Here is a 19,357-nt window from a genome sequence, read left to right as displayed (position 1 = left end):
CAGACTTTTTAACCTCACTGTTAAAAATCGAACCGTACGCGTGTTCTGATACCCCAGTTGGATACTCCAGGATTGTTTAGGTAAGTAAACCTTCTTACGAGATCTACACGCACCAGTCTAAAAATGTTAGAAATGCCCACACTACCCTCTATATAAGGCTCTCTGCCCAGTGTGTATGTAAATGATGAACCGTCAGCATATTTTGAAAACTGAATCAGGTTAGGATTGTTGTCAGGATTATTCTCCTGACGTAAGCCCCCATAAATAATTTTACCTGCAAGCACTTCGCGCCATTTCAGTTTTCTCAACAGCGGAACTTTATTAAAGATAAAACCATTAAAGTGATGGTCAATATTTAAACCTATATAGTGATCACTCACAAACTCCAGGAAGTTCATGAGGTTATAACTTTCCAGCTGGTACGCATAGGTCTGGTTTGCCCGATGGATAGACAATAACGGATAAGGCAGGTGACTGCCAAAAATATTGCTGCCTTCCACTACTACTTCACTATATCCCAGCACACCCAGGTAACACATCTTGTAAATGTTCAGACTGAGGTTCTGGTAATTATATTGGCTGTTCGCAATTCCTTTCACCCCTGCAATACCTCTCAGGGTGAAGATCGGATACTTGTTCGGCAGTGGAATACGGAAGCTCTTGCCCTGGTAGAACTTTTCATTGGGTGCCCAGCGCAGTTCTGTGCTAAACTCTGCCGTAGTCAGTTCAGTAACAGGCGTATTCGGTTCTGATCCTTTATAATATGCCAGGCTACCAGCTGGTGTCTGGATCCAGTGTTTAAAACCAACCTGGTAACTGAAGTGGTTTTCAAACTCCTGGATAAAGGTCAGGTTAAAGATCTTGTTATACAGCCACTTATCGTTATTACCACGTTTGAATGACAGCAGGAAGTTATCTTCCTGAATGAACTGCAGCTCCTGACCAGGAATCTTGGTTTCGTGCTGGTAGTTTGCTTTCAGGGCTACTACCGGCCAGTCGTAAATGGACTTGTGGTTAAAGGCGTAAGCACCACCAAAGTAATACTTCCATTTCTCATCCTTTAAACCATAAGCGCCATAGCCTTCGAAATACAGACTGTTGCTCAGTTTTGGAGTGGTTCTGCCACCAAGACGTGGGCGGAAGCCTTCTACCGGGTTGAAGCTATAGAATGTATTGACCGGACCTATTTCGAAATAAGGACCTGCCTGCTTGTACCCCGCCAGCAACAGCGTGAGTATGTCAGCTGTACGCTTGAAGGATTTCATGTGCTGCAGGCTGTCGATATTGGAATAAACTTTTGATTCAGCAGCTGACAGCGTATCATGCCTGTACTGCACAAAGTAATCATCTCCATGCTGCACCTTTTTTTCATCTTCCACAATGTCGGCGCCATTATAGAATTCTGCCGGTTTTTGCTGGTTGATCGCCATATCCTTGATAGAAACAGTACGCTCACCATAGATACCACTACTGCCTTTGAAGATCCCGAAGTCCGCCATCAGCGTTTGTTTGCTGGTAAAATAGCGGCCGTCAGCAGTCTTTTCGAAATCAAAGTACAGGTGAAAATCTCTTACCCAGTTCAGGTTGATCTCTTTGTTCGCCGTCATATCCGCTTTCTGCACAGCATAGTTACCATCCAGGGTAATGAACAGTTCTCCTTCCAACAGCAGATCGGTCTTGTTGCGGGGATAGAATTCAAGTTTGATCAACTTGCTGCTATCCGGTGCTACGATGGTATCAGCGATATAGTACTTATAAAAAGTAGGCGCAGAGTTAGCTATCGGGCTCAGGAACTGATTCGTGAACAGCATCATCTGGTTATCATAGATATCCACATCCTGGTAGATATGGTTCAGGTATTGGCTAAGGCCCCTGTTATCTATGAAGTTTTCGAAGCTTACTTTCTTTTCGCCAGTCACAATTGTCTTTTTCTTTTCCGGATCGCGGCGATAATATACATCGGCCAGTTTTTCCTCCAGGTAGATTGGCAAAATAGATTTGCCGGCGAACTTGGTGGTATCCTGGTTCTCAAATATGAATTTATACTTACGGGTCAGGCGACCGTTGCTAATCTTTTCAGAGAGGTTACTCAGTGCAAACTCCAGTTTTTCGTACTGGTTGTATTGTGCATAGTCAAAATGCGTCATCCGGTTTTTCTCCCTGTTGTCGATTACGAGGCGAATCAGCTCCACAGCTGGGTTATCCTTATTGCGATAACGCTCCTTTTTCTTTTTAATGACAATTTCATTCAGCGTTTTTGCTGTACTTTCCAATTGAATGTTGATGGTCTGAACTACCCCACGATTGATCTTTTTGGTGATGTTCTTATACCCCATGTAAGCAAAACGAATACTATCTCTTGTGATAGAAACCTCCAGCTGATATTTACCATCAGCGTCAGTACCAGTACCGATACTAGTGCCCGGAATAAAAACGTTAACAAAAGGTAAGGGGGCCCCGGTACGGCTATCAGTAACAGTACCTTTAACGGTGGTGGTCGTTTGTGCGATTACCGAACTAAAGCCAGAGACGAGCAGTAAAAAAATTCCGGATACTATATGTTTAAATCCATTCATTAACCAAAATCATTTAAAAACAAACCGCTTTTGCATTCCGTAGTTATACCCGACGGCGGTGATAACCGATGCCATGACCATAGCCACACGCTGATCAATAGCGGTATAATTTGCCAATACCCAAAAGCAGGTAGTATTGACTATCAGGTTTCCGAACCAGACAATGATATATTTCATAGCTTGCCAGTTCCATGTGTCGTTCCCTTTTTGGTATACCCACCTTCTGTTTATTATAAAGTTGGTAATACCTCCACAGATCACTCCTGTCACATTGGCAGCTACACCATATCCCTCCCATGTATGTAATAGTAAAAAGGATACTATAAATTGAACTCCGGTCGCCACCAGTGCCGAAGCTTGTGCTTTAATAAAACGCATATGGTCTACAATTCTGCAAAACGCGTACCCAATAACTCTATATCAAATGTATTACCAGTTGCAACAATATATTGGAATAGATCCCCGCAACAATATCGTCCATCATTACGCCTACACCGCCCGGAAGAGCCTCTGTGCGCCTGATATACAAAGGTTTTACTATATCAAAAAAACGAAATAAAACCAAACCAGCCAATATGTATGCCGGGGTGACAGGTACGAACAGCACGCTTATCATCATCCCTGCAACCTCGTCGATCACGACTTTCTTGTCGTCTTTGCCCCAGTAGGGTTCTACTTCCGTGCCAGACCAGATGCCTAATAATGTGATTGCCACTGTTAAAAGTAATGGCCAAAAGTTGGCAGGATTGCTACCAGCCAGTACAAGGTACCAAACCAGTGCGGCGACTGCGGCTGCAACCGTTCCTCCGCCCTTGCCTATATAGCCAATGCCCAGGCTGGTAGCGATCAATTTGTGTATTCTTATCATTCAGTATCAAAAATTCCTTCGTAATAGTCCAATCCCAGATGCGTGATCAGATCCTCACCCATCAGGTAGCGCAAGGTATTTTGCAGCTTGATAAGCTGTTTGAAAATATCATGTTCAGGACGTAAGCCAGGAGCAGTTTGAGGCGATTTCAGGTAGAATGAAAGCCATTCCTGAATGCCGCTCATGCCTGCACGCTTAGCAAAGTCAATAAATAATGCGAGGTCCAGTACAATCGGTGCGGCCAGAATTGAATCACGGCACAGGAAGTTTACTTTAATCTGCATTTTATACCCTAACCAGCCGAAGATGTCAATGTTATCCCAGCTTTCCTTATTATCCTTGCGCGGCGGATAATAGTTAATACGGATTTTGTGGTAAAGGTCACCGTAAAGATCAGGATATTCTTCCGGACTTAAAATATCTTCCAAAACGCCAAGCTTGGAAACTTCCTTGGTTTTGAAGTTATCAGGATCATCTAACACCCATCCATCGCGGTTTCCGAGGATATTTGTGCTAAACCAGCCCTCCATGCCCAGGGCCCTTGCCTGCAGACCCGGTGCAAGAATTGTCTTCATCAGGGTCTGACCAGTCTTGAAGTCTTTACCTGCAATCGGTGTTTTTGTCTGGTGAGCCAGCTCAACCAATGCCGGAATATCGCAGGTCAGGTTAGGTGCACCGTTCGCAAAAGGTACGCCCAACTTCAGTGCCGCATACGCATAAATCATACTTGGGGCAATCCTCGCATCATTATCTCTCAATCCCTGCTCAAATGCTGCCAATGAATTATGTACATCTGCTGCCTGATGATAAATTTCTGTAGAACCACACCATACCATTACCACACGTTCTACCTTATTCTTCTCCTGGAAGGTTTTAATGTCTTCCATCACCATCTGCGCCAGATCATAACGCGTTTTAAAATCCTTTACATGTGTGCCATCCAGGTTTTTAACAAAGTTTTTGTCAAAAGCTGCTTTCATCGGTACGATGGCTTCCAGTTCGGGTTTTATTGCTTCTATCTGAAATCTGTCCAATACTTCAGCTTTTACCGCTGCTGTATACACGTTATCAGCATAAACATCCCAACCGCCGAATACAATATCTTCCAGCTTTGCCAGGGGAACAAAGTCTTTAATCAATGGATTCTTATTGTCTGTTCTCTTACCCAGACGAATATGCCCCATTTGTGTCACTGACCCGATTGGCTTAGAAAAGCCCTTGGTCACAGATAAGACTCCTGCTATGAAAGTGGTTGCTACAGCGCCAAGGCCTGGCATCAGTACTCCCAGCTTCCCATTTGCGTCTTTAATTTGATGTTTCATAAAATCTTTTGCCTCTTTGTTTTTCAATTAGTGAACGTTTGTTATAACCAGTGGTTCCCGGTATACCAATCCAGGGTCTCCCTCATCCCTTTTTCAAGTGTGAAGTCAGGTTGGTATCCAAGTTCTCTTTGTATACGTATTATGCTACAGTTCCAGTTTTGGGCAGTTAACTCATTTAACCGGTCCCTATTTAACAACGGCATGCCCTTACTTGTTGCTTCGGCTATTCCGGCTATCCACCGGATCAATGTTAATGGCATGTGAATACGTAATGTCCTGATGCCTAACAAACCCTTTGTCACTTTGGCTAATGCATAACGGTCATAACTGTTACCGTCAGAAACATCATAACAGGTATGTATAAATTGTCCGTTTAATGCGCGAATGGCAGCCTGTGCCACATCTTTTACATAAACAAAACTCAGCTGCTGGGGCCCCTTTCCCATATACGGCTCCAATCGCCAGCCATAAGTTTTGAACAATACGAACAGGTCCTTGTCCCTTGGGCCGTAGATGGCCGTAGGCCGCAATACGACCCAGGGAACCCGGGCGTATTGCTTCAACAATTGTTCTGCCAGCAACTTACTCTTGCCATACAACGTCACGGGAGCGGGTGATACCTCGTCCTGCTCCGGCCATTCCGCTTCATAAGCTTTTGGCCCTACTGCTGCCAGACTACTGAAATAAACGAACCTGTTCAGTTCAATACCAGATTGTACGATCGCTTTCAGAAGATTCTCAGTGTATCCTGCATTAATCTCATTGAAAGCTGCCTCATTTTTTGCACGGGTGGCACCTGCAGCATGAATAATGTCTGTGTATTGTTGCTCCTGTAGCAAGGCTGCCATGCCAGACACATCGCGAAAATCAAGGTTCACGAAAGAGATCTCCAAATGTTGCAAATGCGCAACATCACTGGAGGGCCTTACTCCTGCGTGCACTTCCATTCCCTCTGCCAGCGCGGCTTCGATTAAATGGAAGCCCAGAAATCCGCTTGCACCTGTAATCAATACTTTCCTCATATCGCTTTCTCGTAAATCCTGTATCGCTTGTATGGTACCCCATTTACAGCCTGGATCGCGCTGTTCATAAGGTCATTTTGTTCAAGGATCCAGGAGGCTTCTGCCACATTAATACCTTTCCTGCGGCCTTCTTTGATAACACGGCCATAGAATACAGCTTCCACACCCAGCTTACGGAATGGCTCCAATACCCCCAATGCTATTACACGTACCCCCTTGATTTTGCTCTTGCCCAGCAGGATTTTGAAAAGACCGGTAGGCAATAACCGTCCTCTGCGAACCTTGATCAGTACCTTGTTCAAATCTGGAATACACAGGGAAAAACCTATTATTTGTCCTTCCTTTTCTGCTACGATACATAAATCAGGATCCATTATTAATTTCAGGTCCTTTGCCAGATACGCGAACTCATTGTCTGTCATGGGCACGAATCCAAAATTCTTGTCCCACGCTTTATTATAAACCTCCCTGATCTTCACTACTTCTTCGTCGAACTTCTTCAGGTTTATTTTGCGTATGACAATATTCCGCTGGGCGAGTCTGTTCTCCAGCATCTGCATCATACGCAATGGCTTATCTTCTACTGCCTCGGCAGTTACCTGCCATGCAATCAGTGTCACGTTTACCGTCATCTCAGCAGCCTTAATCAGCTCTATGTAATAGGGAGGATTATAGGTCATCATCACCACAGGTGAACTGTCAAATCCCTCGATCAGTAAACCACAGGTTTCGTTAGTAGAAAAATTCACCGGTCCAATGATGGTCGATAAACCCTGCTTCTTCAGCCATTCTGCTGCTGCATCGAACAGGGCATTGCTCACTGTCAGATCAGGAATGCATTCGAAAAAGCCAAAGAAACCATCGTTGGTGCCATTAAAGGCATTGTGATTGCGATTGTTGATAGCGGCTATACGGCCAACTACTTTTTTGTCACGTAAAGCGAGAAACAGTTGTAGTTCTGAATGTTCGTGGAAAGGATGTTTGCCCGGTGTTAAAAGGTCGCGTTGTGCTATAAACAACTCGGGCACGTAAAGCGGATCATTGCTGTATAGGTCATGCGGGAAGTCGATGAACAGTTTCATTTGCTGTTTTGTGCTCACCTGTTCGATAACAGGTGCGCTTCCTCTGACTACAGTGGTTGTGGCGGAAACGGAAGGTGTCTGTATAGTGTCCATTATTTTTTGCTTTATTAGTTACAGGCGTTATTGCAGCACTATGTTCCCGTTCTGTTTTTCTCTTAAAGGAATTCCTTCTTCCTTGAATGCTTTCACCAGCATTTCTATCGCTCTTTCAATCTGGTCAAAAGTGTGTGTCGCCATCAGTGAAAAACGAATCAGTGTAGCATCAGGAGGAACCGCAGGAGGTACCACAGGATTCACAAAGAGACCCAGTTCCTGTAATCGCTTGGTAATACTGAATACTCCTTCCTCATTGCGGATGTAAATAGGAATAATAGGCGTTTCGGATACTTCCCCTGTATCAAAACCAGCTTCTTCCAGCAGCTTGCGGGCATATTCTGTATTATCCCATAAACGCTTGATGTGGTCAGGTTCTGATTCAATGATATCCAGGGTCGCCAGTACACTTGCCACGGCAGCCGGGGTCATGCTTGCACTGAAGATCAGGGCGCGCGCAGTGTGTTTCAGGTACTCAATAATGGTATTGTCCGCTGCAATAAATCCACCCAGGGAAGCAAAAGACTTGCTGAAAGTACCCATGATCACATCTACTTTGTCGGTAAGACCAAAGTGAGAAGCAGTACCGGTACCATTCATACCCAGGATACCCAGACCATGCGCATCGTCCACCATGATATTTGCACCATAAGTATCAGCCAGAGATACGATGTCAGGCAATTTTGCCAGATCACCCTCCATGCTGAACACGCCATCCACAGCAATCAGACGTACAGCTGTTGAAGGCAAAGCCTGTAACTTGGCTTCAAGGCTGTCCATATCATTATGCTTGTACTTAACTACCTTGGAGAAGGATAAACGGCTACCATCAATAATAGAAGCATGATCCAGTTCATCCAGGACAATGTAGTCATTGCGGCCCGTCAGACTTGACAATGCACCCAGATTGGCCTGAAAACCAGTGCTGAATACGATCGCATTCTCTTTGCCTACAAACCTGGCCAGCCTTGATTCCAGTTCCAGATGTAAATCCAGCGTTCCATTTAAAAAACGAGACCCCGCGCAACCGGTTCCGTATTTTTCTGTTGCTTTGACAGCGGCAGCTATCACCTGAGGATGGTTTGTAAGCCCTAAATAGGAATTGGATCCAAACATCAGTACTTTCTTACCCTGAATTTCGACCTCAGTGTCCTGACCGGAAGAAATAGGCCTGAAATAAGGCCAGATGCCCCTCTCCTTTGCACTTTCTACCCGGGGATTTCCCGCCATCTTCGCACGTAACATTTTACTCATCTTTTTGCTCTAAATCGGTTGTTATAACACGATACCTGTGCAATTTCAGATACCATGCCTTATGATCTGCACCTTTTTCAGATCATAATTGACAGTATTTAATTTCTGCGATAACAGACTGAAAAGCCAGTACCACACCACTGAATGCAGCGTTAAAAAAAAGGTCCAAAAGCAGTATGCGAGTTGCGGTTTAAGCGCTGTTCACGAAAAATCGTAAACAGTTAATATTTAACTATGTTTGAAAACAAAACGGTGACTTGTTATCGTCAAACAATGTCATAATTTGGTGGCCCAAAAACAGTATGCGAGTTGCGGTTTAAGTAGTCATTCCGGAAGCCCGGACCCTATGATTGACGGCACCAAATTAGGAAAAAAACTGTAATAAAATCAAAAAAAAATCTAAACCATCAAGAAATACAATCAAATAGACAAACAAAAATTATTTATACGTTCTGGATTTTTATCATTAATTATCAAGTAGTTAACGCTCAAAAGCACCAACTGCCCCCAATTGGCACAGTTTTTATATAATACAATTAAACTATTTGTAATTTCACTTCCCTAACGATCTAAAATACATCGTATGCACCTTTCAAAAACCATCTCTGCACTGCTCCTGTGTTTTACAATAGCAGCTACTGCCAGCGCGCAGGATCAGGAAGCAGATTCTACCGGTTTACCCGGGGACAATTTCAGTTTACAGGGAGCCTTGGATTTATTTAAAAAAGCAGGATCACCCGAAGAATTCGAAAAATTATTAAATACTCAGGATAATAAAGTCAATAACCTCGACCTGAATGGAGACGGACAGATTGATTATGTGCGTGTTACAGGAAAAAAACAGGATGATGTGCAGATCTTTGTACTCCAGGCCCTGGTGTCTCCCAGCGAAAGCCAGGACGTAGCCGTGATCTCCCTCCAGAAAACAGGTCAGGACAATGCCGTCATCCAGATAGAAGGTGATGATGACATCTATGGTGAATCTACCATTGCTGAACCATTACCTGAAGCCGAGAATGCTTTTAACTATAGCCCGGCTTCTCATGGTCCCGCTGTATCAAGCCCCGAAGGTATTATTGTGAACGTATGGTTCTGGCCTTGTGTTCGCTATGTATATGCCCCAGCCTATACAGTATGGGTGTCTCCGTTTACCTGGGTAGCTCACCCGGGATGGTGGCGTCCATGGCGCCCAATGCCTTATTATGCATACCACCCCTATTGCGTTCACTACAACACCCGCTATGTAGTAGTACCTACCCGCAGAATTCAGCCTGCCATGGTTATGTACAGACCTTCCCGCATTACTTCCGTTACTGTAATTCAGCGTAACAGGGTGATAGTAAACAACTATCGCAACAGCCGCCCCGAATACCGCGGCGGATACCGCCAGGATTATCGTCAGGGTTATTACGGCGGAAACAGAGGTGGCAACTACGCACCAAACAGAACCTATTACAACGGTGGTGGCAACAGAGGTGGTTACTATCCATCCGAAAGAGTGAATACCGGTGGCAGGGCTCCCGTTAGCAGCGGTGACAGAAACTACGGTGGCGGTAGAAGCAATGGCGGATCCAACTATACACCAAACAGGGTGAACAACAACTATGGCGGTGGTAGCAGACAATCCGGTGGCGGCAGGACTTTTAACAATGGCGGTGGCAACGGCGGTGGTCGTAATAGCGGTCGCGCAACCAGGCACTAACATCTTACTAAACGAGGTTGTATTAAAAGTAACTTGAAGGCATTGAGCATTGCATTAATAATAATACTTTCTGCCAGGTACCGAATTAAATCCGGAAATTTTACTTTTAATACACCCTCGTTATCTATTTTCCAGCTGCCTGGATGATTGCTGTCTTCATAGCTACGCTTTTTTCGCTTTCCCTAATCCGACTTTAAACTTATCCGGCGTACCGGTCACTTTAATATTCATGAAACGGACCGTCTTGTTCTTGTCTCTATACTCAATCGCATCCTCCTGATCCGGATTTACCTCTTCTTTCTTCCTGCCAAATAATCCCTGCCAGCCCGCACTTGTCACTACCTTCATCGGCACTCTCAGGTAATACTCCATGCTAAAATCCAATCCCTGCTTACCTGATATTTCAATAAACCCAAGTGAGGAGTTGATATTCATTTTTGGGATCTCCAATACGCCATTCTTTAAAGTCAGCTTATTTCTCAGCGTATCAAAGTTGATCTTGTTCAGATTCTTGTCTTTGAAGTAACTCGCCATCGCCTTCATGGGTGTAAAGTTCACCAGACTACCATTCCTGATATCCACATCCAGCGTAGCTTCTGAGTCTTCAAGTCTCGGTGTTAGATCAGGGTGCATCAGTACACGACATCTCACCTGTCCGAATAACCTTCCCTTCACATTCTTATTGATCACATAATCCTGCCCAAAATAATCCAGTTTCAACATCATCTTCTCAATATTCACATCATTGAAACGAATCCTGCTCCTGAACATGATCTTAGCCGGATCAGACCCGTTAAAATGCCCCCTCATACCAATCGTACCTTCCGCAATATGCATACCCAGGGTATCGATATACAGGTGATGATCTCTTTGCATCCGCATCTTCGTGGTAAAGTCCTTTATCCACAAATGATGGTACTTTACCTTACCCACTACCGCATCTACAGTGATATCGGTAAACGGTACATTGAAGATGTTGAACGCACTCTTATGAATAGAATCCGTCACCGTATTTCTCACGGCCGCAGGTGCTACCAGTGGCTTATCTTCATCCTCTTCCACACCTGATAATTTATAATTCGTCAGCTGATCCACATCCAGTTTCCGGGATTTAAACGTAAGGAAGTTAGGTTTCTTCTTCAGCGTTGTATCCTTTCCATAGAATAAGCGGCCACTGATATCAAAATCACTGTTCCCAATTCTTCCCGTCAGCGTATCAATGCGTACAAAACGGTTATTACCATACATGATCGTACCATTGATTTTGTCCATGTCGATCGGATGAACTTTCAATGATCCGGATATATTCGCAATATGGAGTTTGGCAAATTTGAAGATAGAATCGTACTTCATATCGCACTTGGCACGCAACCAGATATTACTGCCCACCTCATGCTGATAGTCTTTCGGCACATAGTTTCTGCTGATCTTTCCCAGCAGATCATTCATGGCCAGGTGTTGTGATTTCAGGTCAAATGCAACCTGGGTTTTACCCCTCTTTACCTTCTCAAACCACAACTGATAATTAATCACTCTTGCACTCAGTTTCAGATCAGTACTATCGATCAATCCACCAAAATTACGCATCAGCAATGCAGTATCGTTGATTGTTACCTCCGTGCCAAAATCATGAAATGCATGCGGATAATATTTAAATGCAGCATTCAGTTTCTCCATTTTGAAAGTGCCTTTCGGTAATGGCGCCGGATGCAGCAACTGGTGTACTGATGTCTCCAGAGACAATGCAATATTGAATCCATTGATCACCTCTTTCGCCTGCCTTGCTTTAGCAGAATCAAAAGCCAGGATATCACTCATCAGTATCCTGTTACTATGCGCATTCAAGGTCACTTTCACCGGTTGCTGGTGCTTATGAAACACGGCCGGAAGGTCACTCAGGGAACCACTCAGCATAATATCTGATTGCCCTACACGCAATGCAAGACTGTCCAGGGTCACCATCCCATTCCTCATGTTCGCATGCAGGTTCATATTACGCACCATATGCGGATAATTGGGGATCCGGAAGGTCAGGTTACTCACCGTTAGTTCACTCTGGATTCCTTCTTTCAGTTTACCCAGGGAAGCTTCCGGCAATTGCATGTCTACCAGTTCCTTGAAGTTCATGTTCAGACTGATATGTCCTGTTACCTTTTGCAGGTCTTTGATACCCAGGAAGGCCCCGATAAATTCCAGTTCCAGTTCCGAATTCAGCTGCATCACAATCTTCGGATCAGTAAAGTCACGCATCACAAAATTGCCTTTGAAAACTCCTTTTTCAGGCAGTGCACTCATATTCAGGATGTGCAGTTCAGAGGTTTTGAGCGAACGTGCTGCACCATTCGTATAATATCCTTTAAAACTCAGGCTGTCTACCTTTTTATTCGCATCCGGGTTCAGGAAGTATGCGTTTTCACAACCGAAAGTAACTGAGATAAAAGGCATCACACCATCTCCCAGTTTTCCCTTTATAATCCCTTTGAAAGAAATCCGGCCATCGTATTTAAAATGACTTAACTGTTCATTAACACTCGCTGGTGCAAAGGATAATAACACGTTAATATCCGGCTTATCTCCCTCCAGTTTTATGTCTACCAGGTTGCCATGAGACATATCCAGGGAACCGGTTACATTAAAACTGGCCTGTTCCATTTTCAACTTGCCCTTAGGCATATTCAGCAACTGTTTCTTACTATCAAAACTTAATTGCAGGTCAGTCTCAATATGCTTACGCCTGAACAATACCGTATCTGCCGGAGTAGTATAATCCACCAACTGCTTACCTTCCATGCTGGCATTGATCACATCACCATCCATTTTGAACGATGTTTTGATCTTATCAATATGCGTAGCAATATGTGATCCCATCACCTTATCGGTATACGAGATATCCAGGTTTCTCAGAATGATCTTTTTTATATCCAGGTTCATGGGCGAAGATTCACCACTATCTGCCACCGCAGCATCCGATTTGATCCTGTTTGCTTCCACAATATCGATCTTCCCATTCCGCTCCTTTACCAGGTGCAGGTACCCGTTTTTCACCACCAGTACCTTTACATTATATTTCTGGAAGATAATATCCGGCAAACTGAACCCGACAAACAACCGCTCCACCTGATACAAAGGTTTACCAGTATGCTGTTTGTTAGCATAAAATGTTACATTCTTCAGCCCAATAGATACGTAAGGGAAATTTTCAAATGGAGCGATGTTACTACCTCCCACTACGAGGTCACCGGGCAACTGCTTATTCAGCTCCCTCAGTGCCATTTGTGTTAATCGTTCCTGCTGCGTATACAGAATAAGAGAGGCAATCCCTAATAATGCCAGCATAGAACCCAATACAACGTACAGGATACGAAAAATACGTTTCCGTGTCTTCATGCTTCTTTTTAATGATGTAGGTTGAGACTTATATAATTGAATTCCGCAAAATTAACCAGAACCCTATAAAATAAAAATATTTTATATGTATATATGACGCTTCCCAGGGCTAATTACCCCTACTATTTACCGAATCAGTAAAAAGTACCATATTACCCCCTTATTATACCACCAGATACTCATAAAATCCGGTAATTTTGTACAATCAATAACAATCGCACAATGGCTCGCGCTACAATACCGGTCTACGATGTCTGTACCATAGACAAGAACGGGCAACCGTTGCACCTGATGGTAGAAGACTTTGCCGGATACCTCGACAAACACTACCAGGCAAGGCATCATCCGCACAGGCATGGTTTCTATCACCTGGTGATGTTCACAAAAGGTAGCGGATCCCACACCATCGACTTTGTCAAATTCGATGTACAACCCTTCCAGGTCTACTTTATGGCTCCAGGCCAGGTTCACAGCTGGGATTTTACAAGCCGTACCGACGGATATATTATTCACTTCGCCGCCGACTTCTTCCGATCCTTCCTGCTCAATCCTAATTACCTGGATCAGTTCAGTTTCTTCAGTGGCAACAGCCAGCAATCCGTTTGCCAGCTACCGGCTTACATTTATCCGGAAGTCACCGAACTGTTCGAAAGACTGTTACGGGAAGCAAACCAGCATCCTCAGCTTAACCTGGACATGATCTGCCTGCGGTTGCTGGAGCTCTTCATCACTGTAGAACGACATACCACCAGACCGGGAACCGCGGCCCTGACAGGACATACTTCCATGCAGCTTCGCAACTTCCAACAGCTTATCAATCAGTATTTTCGTAGTAAAAGACTGCCGAAAGATTATGCCGCTTTGCTGTACATAACACCCAATCATCTCAATGCATTGTGCAGGGAATTGCTGGGCAAAACAGCCGGCGACGTGATCCGTGACAGGATCCTGCTGGAAGCTAAACGACTGCTTACCAATGCAGATATGAGCATTCTCGAAATCGCGTACGATCTTAATTTTAAGGACAACTCTTACTTCACCCGTTTCTTCAGAAATTATGAGGGGATCACACCCGAAGAATTCAGAAAGAAATTTATTACTCAATAACTATGTGTGCAGAAAAAATCGAAAAACGGCCCAACTTCTTCCTTAGTATCTGGAAAAACAGATGTCCCGCCTGCCGTAAAGGAAAACTTTTTAAGACAGACAATGCCTATAACCTGAAGCATTTTACAGAAATGAACGAGAAATGCCCCGTATGTGGAGAAGATCTGCAAAGGGAAATCGGGTTCTACTTTGGTACAGGCTATGTAAGTTATGCGCTCACCGTGGCATTTAGTGTGGCCACCTTCGTAGCCTGGTATGTGCTGATCGGTTTCTCACTTGATGACAACAGAATATTCTGGTGGATTGGCATCAACGCAGTCCTGCTCGTTCTCCTGCAGCCACCCATCATGCGTATTTCCCGAACCATCTGGCTTGCCTTCTTTGTGGGCTATAATCCTGAAATAAAAACAGGACACTATCAACACTAATGTGTAACAGGTCCTTTGGTCAGCTCAGAATATGAAATATAAAATGGTTGTGGAAACAATAATATAAAGAGAAGATCGTTTTAAAATAAATACAGGCAGCGGGTGTACGAATCCCGCTGCCTTGTCATCTCTGGGGTTTGTTCAATAAAATCTATGGCCTCGTGAATATTTTTGATTAGTATATCGTCATTGTTGTAGCCTTCCGGCTTATCTTCATTTTCACATTTCCCTTTCGACATCACAAAAGTACAGCCTGTTCTCCCGGAAAAAAATCCCGGAAAACAGGGGTTTTCTTCCCTGATCATATTAAAAACAATCTAAATCCAATTATCTCAACCAAGTAGCTATATTTATAAAAATTTTTATATATTTCCATCCGGATGGGAACATTATTTACTTACAAGCGGGTATTAAGCATACTCATTATCATGCTGTTAATTGCAAACAGCACATTCTTCACCAGCTGCTCCAGGTCCAAACCGACCTACCTGGATAGCCTTCAAAACGCTATCCGAAGGGTTCCCGACGAAGCTTCAAGGGTGGAATTATTTCTCCGGCTTGCAAAAAAATTGCAGACCACCGACAGCGCTTTAGCCTTCTCTTACATACAACAGGCACTTAAACTGGAAGAAAAACGGGATAACAAACTCGGAATCGCCAGTGCTCATCTTGCCCTGGGTGAATGGTACCGAACCTACCGTGATCCCCAGGAAGCAGAAAAGTACCTGATCCTGGCAAAAGAGGCCCTTAAAAAGGATACGGCCAGGGAAAGCCGCAAGCTCATGGCCATGACACGGATTAATATCGCCACGGTCATGGGCGACAAAGGCTATACCCAGCTACAGGTAGAAGAATACCTGAATGCTATCCCCATTATCGAACAACTCAATGAGCCCAAAATACTGGGATCCACCTACCAGAGCCTGGGAGACATCTTCTTTAATAAGGCACAATACAAAACTGCCACTACATATTATAATAAGAGCCTGGAAACATATGCCGACTCCGCAGTGTTCACAGACGACATCATCAGCCGGCACCTGAACCTGTCCAGCTGTATGTTCTACCTCGATAGCCTGCAGCAAATGCAGCAGCACCTCTCCGATGCCAAAAAGAAACTGGACTCCATGCCGGGAGACTCTTCCAACCTCTGGGCTTCCTGGTTCGACTACCAGGGGCAGCTGGATCAGAAACACCAGATGTATGTACATGCCACCACCATGTTCAACAGTGGATTGTCTATCGCCCGCCGCTACCAGGATAACACCACCATCTGTCAGAACCTCTATTCCCTGGCAAAATTGCATAACCGACTTGGCCAGTATGATATAGCCATGTCATTTATGAACGAATATACAGCACTGGCATCCTCTCTCAGGGATTATCCCCTGCACATGCCAGCACTGGACCTCATGGCCGATATCGCCTACAAACAAAGTAATTCAGATCAGGGATACCGCTTCCTGAGACAATATATTACCCTTGCCGACAGCATGCAGGAACAGGAAGTGACCGCCAAACTGCACGAACTGGAAACCCAGTTCCAGACCTCTGAAAAAGAAAGACGCATCCTGCAACTGCAACATGAAAACGAAAGACAGGAATTTGCCCTGCAGAAAAACAGGTTGCTGATTTCCCTGATGATCGTGATAATGATCTCATTGCTGGTCGTAGCAGGATTGAGTTATCTCTTTTACCGCAACGGACGCAAACTGCTCACACAACAGGAACAACTGCACCAGTTCGAAGTAGACCGCATCCGCCAGGAACATCACATCTCCCTCTTGAGTGCAATGCTGGAAGGACAGGAACAGGAACGTACCCGCCTGGCCAGAGATCTGCACGATGGACTGGGAGGATTATTATCTGGTATCAAACTTGAGCTATCTACGATCCCTACCATAGATGATATCGAGATCAAGCACGATAAAGTAAATAATACACTCCAGCGACTGGATGGCGCCATGGATGAACTGCGCCGTATAGCCCGCAGCATGATGCCTGAAATCCTGATTAAATACGGACTGGGTGAAGCAACCGTAGAATACTGCCGTGGCCTCAAAAAAACCGGCGTAAATAATATCGTCTGCCAGGTATACAATTTCCATACAGACAGTATGAAACATACCCGCCAGGTAGTACTGTACAGAATTATGCAGGAGCTTGTCAACAATGCTATCAAGCATGCAAATGCCTCCCAGATCCTTGTACTGCTGCAGCAAACAGACAACACCATCTTCCTGACGATAGAAGATGATGGAGCAGGCTTTGATACCACGCAGGGAAATAAATTAAAAGGCGCCGGCCTCGCCAATATCCAGGCCCGTGTAGACTTCCTCGGTGGAAAAATGGAAATTCAATCAGAAATAGGAACAGGAACCACCATCACAATCGAATGTGCAACAAGCGAAAAAAATGATGCATGATAAAGGTTATAGTTGTTGAAGACCACCCCATTATGGTGGAAGGACTGAAGAACATACTGCGTACTGACCTGACCATTGATGTGATCGGGGATTATGGCAATGGTAAAAGCGTACTACAGGCATTGGAAGAAAAAGATCACCCGGATGTCATCCTCATGGATGTGAACCTTCCGGATGTAAGTGGCATAAACCTGACCACAGAGATTAAAAAGAAGTACGAAGATATCAAGATCATCGCCCTCAGTGTGCACGATGAGCAACCTGTTATTCACAGTATGCTCCAAAACGGTGCAAGTGGCTATGTATTGAAAAATGCCCTGGGCAATGAAATCATCAAAGCCATCAATACCGTGATGGATGGAGAAGAATACCTTTGTACCAGTACCCGCGAAGCACTGAAAAGCGCTGACCAGGACATGCTAAAAGCCATCCCGCGCATTACCCGCCGCGAAAAGGAAATCCTCCAGCTCATAGGCAAAGGCCTGACCACTATCCAGATAGCAGAACAATTATTTATCAGTACCCATACAGTAGAAAGCCATCGTAAGAACCTGATGGAAAAGTTTGGTGTGAACAATACGACTTCGGTTGTAAAACTCGCGGCTGAATACAAACTATTGTAAGCGGGAATATACCTGCAGCTTCGCTGTATCTGTCACAGCTATACTCTTGCCGGATACAGCGATGGCCTGCTCCTGGATCAGCTCACTCATCACCCTGAAGGCGGTTTCATACGTCGTTCCTGTATAAGAAGCCAGGTCCTGCCTGCTTAGTATCAGGTCTATATTTCCCTCAGCATCCTGCCCAAACTTCTCAGCCAGTAATAATAAAGCGTAAGCCACCCTACCCTTCACCGGCATGTTTACCAGGTTCCGCATCTTCTCTTCTGATTCCTGTAGTTCAGTAGCATAGAAAAGCATCATGGCATACAGGAAATCATGGTTCACCTTCAGTGTGACCTGGAAAAAATCAAGGGGAATAAAACAAACTTCCACAGCCTCCAAAGCAGTAGCTGATACGGGATAAAATTGAGTGGTACCGACCCCCCTATGCCCGACAATGTCTCCCCTACGGGCAAAACGTACAATCAATTCCTTTTCCTCTCCCCAGTGCTTATGCACTTTCACGGATCCACTATATAAAAAGAAAATTCCCTGTACAGGATCTCCCTCCTTAAATAACAACCCGCCTTTTTTAACAGTATAAGTTTGCTTGTGCGCCTGTATAGCAGGTGTCCATTCAGGTACACAAAGCCGGCAGAACATACAGGTGCTTAAATTACAACCCGATTTATCTTTCTTCATTGTTCTTCTTTTTGATCAATGCCTGCACTTCGGCAGCTATATTACGCAAACGTACTACTTCTCCCACTACAATCACAGCAGGATTTGCCATTCCTTCATGTTGAGCCTTATAATAGATATCAGTTACTGTACCGACAACCATTTTATCCCTGCCCGTAGTCGCCTCCTGGATGATAGCCACCGGCAGATCCTTTTTACCATGCTCGGTAAAGATCTCCATAATCGCCTCCAGTTTACTCATGGCCATCAATATAATAACAGTCGCCGTAGACCGGGCCGCCAGCTCAATATCTCCTGATATATCACCCGTGAGCGTAGTACCCGTTGTTACCCAGAAACTTTCAGTTACCCCCCTGCTGGTAAGCGGTATCATCTGGGACTCCGCTGCCGCCAGGGCACTGGAAATACCCGGAATCACCTCCACCTGTATCCCCGCAGCATTCGCCGCTGCAATCTCTTCCCCGGCACGGCCAAATACAAACGGATCTCCCCCCTTCAGCCTTACCACATGCCCATGACTATAAGCATATTCCACTATCAGATGGTTGATCTCCTGCTGTGACAGGGAATGACATCCATACCGCTTGCCCACAAACTGCAATACCGCCGCCGGCTTTGCATAACTCAGCAATTCTTCATTTACCAACGCATCATAAAGAATTACATCTGCCCTTTTTAAAACATTAATGGCCTTCAGCGTAATCAGCTCCGGATCACCCGGCCCAGCACCTACAAGGGATAATTTTGCCATACTCTTTAATATTACAAATAATTATATGTGATATA

Annotated in this window: 15 protein-coding genes; 5 read left to right on the top strand and 10 right to left on the bottom strand. The window is 44.7% G+C overall.

What is annotated here, in order from left to right:
- Positions 1–20 precede the first annotated feature (20 nt).
- From U0033_RS29385 to spt, 7 genes are read right to left on the bottom strand one after another with little or no spacing between them, the layout of a single operon-like run.
- Complete coding sequence (locus tag U0033_RS29385; RefSeq protein WP_072362021.1) at positions 21–2,576, bottom strand: DUF5686 and carboxypeptidase-like regulatory domain-containing protein; 2,556 nt, start codon at positions 2,574–2,576, stop codon at positions 21–23.
- Positions 2,577–2,585: 9 nt separating this feature from the next.
- The gene (locus U0033_RS29380) at positions 2,586–2,954 is read right to left on the bottom strand and encodes a GtrA family protein (RefSeq protein WP_072362019.1); all 369 of its coding nucleotides are present in this window, start codon (positions 2,952–2,954) and stop codon (positions 2,586–2,588) included.
- 37 nt (positions 2,955–2,991) lie between these two features.
- Positions 2,992–3,444, bottom strand: a complete 453-nt coding sequence (locus U0033_RS29375; protein ID WP_072362016.1) for a phosphatidylglycerophosphatase A family protein — start codon at positions 3,442–3,444, stop codon at positions 2,992–2,994.
- A complete protein-coding gene (locus tag U0033_RS29370) occupies positions 3,441–4,766 on the bottom strand; it encodes an inositol-3-phosphate synthase (RefSeq protein WP_072362013.1) in 1,326 nt (441 codons plus the stop codon). The genes U0033_RS29375 and U0033_RS29370 overlap by 4 nt, the downstream gene beginning before the upstream one ends.
- A gap of 41 nt (positions 4,767–4,807) precedes the next feature.
- A complete protein-coding gene (locus U0033_RS29365; protein WP_072362008.1) occupies positions 4,808–5,788 on the bottom strand; it encodes an NAD-dependent epimerase/dehydratase family protein in 981 nt (326 codons plus the stop codon).
- Positions 5,785–6,963: a hypothetical protein gene (locus U0033_RS29360; protein WP_218164032.1), complete on the bottom strand. Its 1,179-nt coding sequence runs from the start codon at positions 6,961–6,963 to the stop codon at positions 5,785–5,787. Before U0033_RS29360 ends, U0033_RS29365 begins: the two co-directional genes overlap by 4 nt.
- Before the next feature lie 27 nt (positions 6,964–6,990).
- Positions 6,991–8,217 (bottom strand): serine palmitoyltransferase, encoded by a 1,227-nt coding sequence (spt, locus tag U0033_RS29355; RefSeq protein ID WP_072362005.1) that lies wholly within the window; start codon positions 8,215–8,217, stop codon positions 6,991–6,993.
- A 583-nt stretch (positions 8,218–8,800) separates the two neighbouring features.
- Between spt and U0033_RS29350 the strand changes: the two genes are divergently transcribed.
- Complete coding sequence (locus U0033_RS29350; RefSeq protein ID WP_072362003.1) at positions 8,801–9,919, top strand: hypothetical protein; 1,119 nt, start codon at positions 8,801–8,803, stop codon at positions 9,917–9,919.
- 162 nt (positions 9,920–10,081) lie between these two features.
- Here U0033_RS29350 and U0033_RS29345 read toward each other — a convergent pair whose 3' ends face one another.
- Positions 10,082–13,306 carry an AsmA-like C-terminal region-containing protein gene (locus U0033_RS29345; RefSeq protein ID WP_072362000.1) on the bottom strand — a complete coding sequence of 1,075 codons (3,225 nt, stop codon included), beginning with the start codon at positions 13,304–13,306 and terminating at the stop codon, positions 10,082–10,084.
- 222 nt (positions 13,307–13,528) lie between these two features.
- On the opposite strand from U0033_RS29345, the gene U0033_RS29340 reads away from it, so the two are divergent.
- The 4 genes from U0033_RS29340 (at position 13,529) to U0033_RS29325 (ending at position 17,890) form a co-directional block, all read left to right on the top strand.
- Entirely contained in the window at positions 13,529–14,413 is an 885-nt protein-coding gene (locus U0033_RS29340) for an AraC family transcriptional regulator (protein WP_072361997.1), read from the top strand.
- A gap of 2 nt (positions 14,414–14,415) precedes the next feature.
- The gene (locus U0033_RS29335) at positions 14,416–14,841 is read left to right on the top strand and encodes a DUF983 domain-containing protein (RefSeq protein WP_072361994.1); all 426 of its coding nucleotides are present in this window, start codon (positions 14,416–14,418) and stop codon (positions 14,839–14,841) included.
- Positions 14,842–15,221: 380 nt separating this feature from the next.
- Positions 15,222–17,267 (top strand): tetratricopeptide repeat-containing sensor histidine kinase, encoded by a 2,046-nt coding sequence (locus U0033_RS29330; protein WP_072361988.1) that lies wholly within the window; start codon positions 15,222–15,224, stop codon positions 17,265–17,267.
- Complete coding sequence (locus U0033_RS29325) at positions 17,264–17,890, top strand: response regulator transcription factor (protein ID WP_072361985.1); 627 nt, start codon at positions 17,264–17,266, stop codon at positions 17,888–17,890. The genes U0033_RS29330 and U0033_RS29325 overlap by 4 nt, the downstream gene beginning before the upstream one ends.
- On the opposite strand, the gene U0033_RS29320 is transcribed toward U0033_RS29325, so the two are convergent.
- Both U0033_RS29320 and cobA read right to left on the bottom strand, forming a co-directional pair.
- Positions 17,882–18,571, bottom strand: a complete 690-nt coding sequence (locus U0033_RS29320) for a Crp/Fnr family transcriptional regulator (protein ID WP_072361983.1) — start codon at positions 18,569–18,571, stop codon at positions 17,882–17,884. The two genes, U0033_RS29325 and U0033_RS29320, sit on opposite strands and share 9 nt — an antisense overlap.
- Positions 18,558–19,322, bottom strand: coding sequence for a uroporphyrinogen-III C-methyltransferase (gene cobA / locus U0033_RS29315; protein WP_072361980.1), 765 nt, complete (start codon positions 19,320–19,322; stop codon positions 18,558–18,560). Before cobA ends, U0033_RS29320 begins: the two co-directional genes overlap by 14 nt.
- Between the last annotated feature and the right edge of the window lie 35 nt (positions 19,323–19,357).

Source organism: Chitinophaga sancti, assembly GCF_034424315.1.
Taxonomy (GTDB): domain Bacteria; phylum Bacteroidota; class Bacteroidia; order Chitinophagales; family Chitinophagaceae; genus Chitinophaga; species Chitinophaga sancti.
The sequence above is the reverse complement of the archived record's forward strand: the minus strand, read 5'-3'. Positions and strand labels throughout refer to the sequence as shown.

Bases quoted from the DNA above. Each gene is read 5' to 3' on its own strand.
- U0033_RS29385 (WP_072362021.1), bottom strand. From the start codon at position 2,576: ATGAATGGATTTAAACATATAGTATCCGGAATTTTTTTACTGCTCGTC.
- U0033_RS29380 (WP_072362019.1), bottom strand. From the start codon at position 2,954: ATGCGTTTTATTAAAGCACAAGCTTCGGCACTGGTGGCGACCGGAGTT.
- U0033_RS29375 (WP_072362016.1), bottom strand. From the start codon at position 3,444: ATGATAAGAATACACAAATTGATCGCTACCAGCCTGGGCATTGGCTAT.
- U0033_RS29370 (WP_072362013.1), bottom strand. From the start codon at position 4,766: ATGAAACATCAAATTAAAGACGCAAATGGGAAGCTGGGAGTACTGATG.
- U0033_RS29365 (WP_072362008.1), bottom strand. From the start codon at position 5,788: ATGAGGAAAGTATTGATTACAGGTGCAAGCGGATTTCTGGGCTTCCAT.
- U0033_RS29360 (WP_218164032.1), bottom strand. From the start codon at position 6,963: ATGGACACTATACAGACACCTTCCGTTTCCGCCACAACCACTGTAGTC.
- spt (WP_072362005.1), bottom strand. From the start codon at position 8,217: ATGAGTAAAATGTTACGTGCGAAGATGGCGGGAAATCCCCGGGTAGAA.
- U0033_RS29350 (WP_072362003.1), top strand. From the start codon at position 8,801: ATGCACCTTTCAAAAACCATCTCTGCACTGCTCCTGTGTTTTACAATA.
- U0033_RS29345 (WP_072362000.1), bottom strand. From the start codon at position 13,306: ATGAAGACACGGAAACGTATTTTTCGTATCCTGTACGTTGTATTGGGT.
- U0033_RS29340 (WP_072361997.1), top strand. From the start codon at position 13,529: ATGGCTCGCGCTACAATACCGGTCTACGATGTCTGTACCATAGACAAG.
- U0033_RS29335 (WP_072361994.1), top strand. From the start codon at position 14,416: ATGTGTGCAGAAAAAATCGAAAAACGGCCCAACTTCTTCCTTAGTATC.
- U0033_RS29330 (WP_072361988.1), top strand. From the start codon at position 15,222: ATGGGAACATTATTTACTTACAAGCGGGTATTAAGCATACTCATTATC.
- U0033_RS29325 (WP_072361985.1), top strand. From the start codon at position 17,264: ATGATAAAGGTTATAGTTGTTGAAGACCACCCCATTATGGTGGAAGGA.
- U0033_RS29320 (WP_072361983.1), bottom strand. From the start codon at position 18,571: ATGAAGAAAGATAAATCGGGTTGTAATTTAAGCACCTGTATGTTCTGC.
- cobA (WP_072361980.1), bottom strand. From the start codon at position 19,322: ATGGCAAAATTATCCCTTGTAGGTGCTGGGCCGGGTGATCCGGAGCTG.